This window comes from Arenimonas sp., from assembly GCF_019459675.1.
Taxonomy (GTDB): Bacteria; Pseudomonadota; Gammaproteobacteria; order Xanthomonadales; family Xanthomonadaceae; genus Arenimonas.
Window position 1 is genome coordinate 1 of sequence record NZ_JAIBFH010000214.1, and the last position, 2,160, is coordinate 2,160.

Below are 2,160 nucleotides of genomic sequence, written 5' to 3' on the forward strand. Positions count from 1 at the left end.
ATTTTTCGAGGAATTCCTCGTGGTCGACTTCTCGTTCGAAATCCCCGGCCTGGCGCGTTCCCGCGTCAACGCCTCCAACCACAACCGCGGCGCCGGCGCCGTGTTCCGCACCATTCCCAGCCAGATCCTCACGCTCGAGGAGCTCGCCGCGCCCAAGATCTTCGCCGAACTCATCGACCAGCCCCAGGGGCTGATCCTGGTCACCGGCCCCACCGGCTCGGGCAAGTCCACGACGCTGGCGGCCATGGTCGACCACGTCAACAAGAACGAGTTCGGCCACATCCTCACCGTCGAAGACCCGATCGAGTTCGTGCACACCTCGCAGAAGTGCCTGGTGAACCAGCGCGAAGTGCACCGGGATACGCACGGCTTCAACGAAGCCCTGCGCTCGGCGCTGCGTGAAGACCCCGACTTCATCCTGGTCGGCGAAATGCGCGACCTGGAAACCATCCGCCTGGCGCTGACCGCCGCGGAAACCGGCCACCTGGTGTTCGCCACCCTGCACACCAGCTCGGCGGCCAAGACCATCGACCGCATCATCGACGTGTTCCCGGCCGGCGAAAAGCCGATGGTCCGGTCCATGCTTTCCGAGTCGCTGCGTGCGGTGGTATCGCAGTCGCTGCTCAAGAAGGTCGGCGGGGGCCGGGTCGCGGCCCATGAAATCATGGTGGCCACCCCGGCCATCCGCAACCTGATCCGCGAGGACAAGGTGGCCCAGATGTATTCCTCCATCCAGACCGGCCAGCAGTACGGCATGCAGACGCTCGACCAGTGCCTGCAGGACATGGCCAAGCGAGGCCTGGTCACCAAGCAGCAGGCCAAGGAATACGCCAAGGACAAGAAGCTGTTCGACTGACCTCGACGCCGGTCGGGGGGCTGGCAGGACGCCGCATCAACACCAGGCCCGGGGTAACGCCACGGACCCTGCACAGGAGCACGCATGAGCAGCATCGACTTCACCTCCTTCCTGAAGCTGATGGCGCACAAGAAGGCCTCGGACCTTTTCATCACCGCGGGCGTGCCGCCGTCGATGAAGGTCAACGGCAAGCTGTCGCCGATCACCCAGAACCCGCTCACGCCGCAGCAGTCGCGCGACCTGGTGCTGAACGTGATGAACCCCTCGCAGCGCGAGGAGTTCGAAAAGACGCACGAGTGCAACTTCGCCATCGGCGTGTCCGGCGTGGGCCGCTTCCGCGTGTCGTGCTTCTACCAGCGCAACCAGGTCGGCATGGTGCTGCGGCGCATCGAAACGCGCATCCCCACGGTCGAGGAACTCAACCTGCCGGCGGTGATCAAGTCGCTGGCCATGACCAAGCGCGGCATCATCCTGTTCGTGGGCGCCACCGGTACCGGCAAGTCCACCTCGCTGGCGGCCATGATCGGCTACCGAAACATGAACTCCTCGGGCCACATCATCACCATCGAGGACCCGATCGAATTCGTGCACAAGCACGAGGGCTGCATCATCACGCAGCGCGAAGTGGGCATTGATACCGACAGCTGGGACGCGGCGCTGAAGAACACCCTGCGCCAGGCCCCCGACGTGATCATGATCGGCGAGGTGCGCACCCGCGAGGGCATGGACCACGCCATCGCCTTCGCCGAAACCGGCCACCTGGTGCTGTGCACCCTGCATGCCAACAACGCCAACCAGGCGCTGGACCGCATGATCAACTTCTTCCCGGAAGACCGCCGCAGCCAGCTGCTGATGGACCTGTCGATGAACCTCAAGGGCGTGGTCGCGCAGCAGCTCATTCCCACGCCCGACGGCAAGTCGCGCCGGGTGGCGATGGAAATCCTGCTCGGCACGCCGCTGGTGCAGGACTACATCCGCGACGGCGAGATCCACAAGATCAAGGACGTCATGAAGGAGTCGACCAACCTGGGCATGAAGACCTTCGACCAGGCGCTGTTCGAGCTCTACCAGGCCGGCGAGATCAGCTATGAAGACGCGCTCCGCTTCGCCGACTCGGCCAACGAAGTGCGCCTGAAGATCAAGCTGGCCCAGGGTGGCGATGCCCGCACCCTGTCGCAGGGCCTGGACGGCGTGGAGATTTCCGAAGTCCGCTGAACCTGCGGGCGCGGAACCAGGGCGCGTACGGTGCAATGCCGGCGCGCCTTTGTTGTAAGTGGTGTTTCAAGGGGCCGGCACCGCGCCGG

2 protein-coding genes are annotated in these 2,160 nt (G+C 64.7%); both read left to right on the plus strand.

Features of this window, described 5'->3' with window-relative positions; translation table 11 throughout:
* A partial coding sequence (locus K0M70_RS07315) for a type IV pilus twitching motility protein PilT (protein WP_290781063.1) occupies nucleotides 1–856 on the plus strand: 856 nt, incomplete at its 5' end.
* An 84-nt stretch (nucleotides 857–940) separates the two neighbouring features.
* Nucleotides 941–2,071, plus strand: coding sequence for a PilT/PilU family type 4a pilus ATPase (locus K0M70_RS07320; protein WP_290781065.1), 1,131 nt, complete (start codon nucleotides 941–943; stop codon nucleotides 2,069–2,071).
* Nucleotides 2,072–2,160: the final 89 nt, after the last annotated feature.

Bases quoted from the DNA above. Each gene is read 5' to 3' on its own strand.
- K0M70_RS07320 (WP_290781065.1), top strand. From the start codon at position 941: ATGAGCAGCATCGACTTCACCTCCTTCCTGAAGCTGATGGCGCACAAG.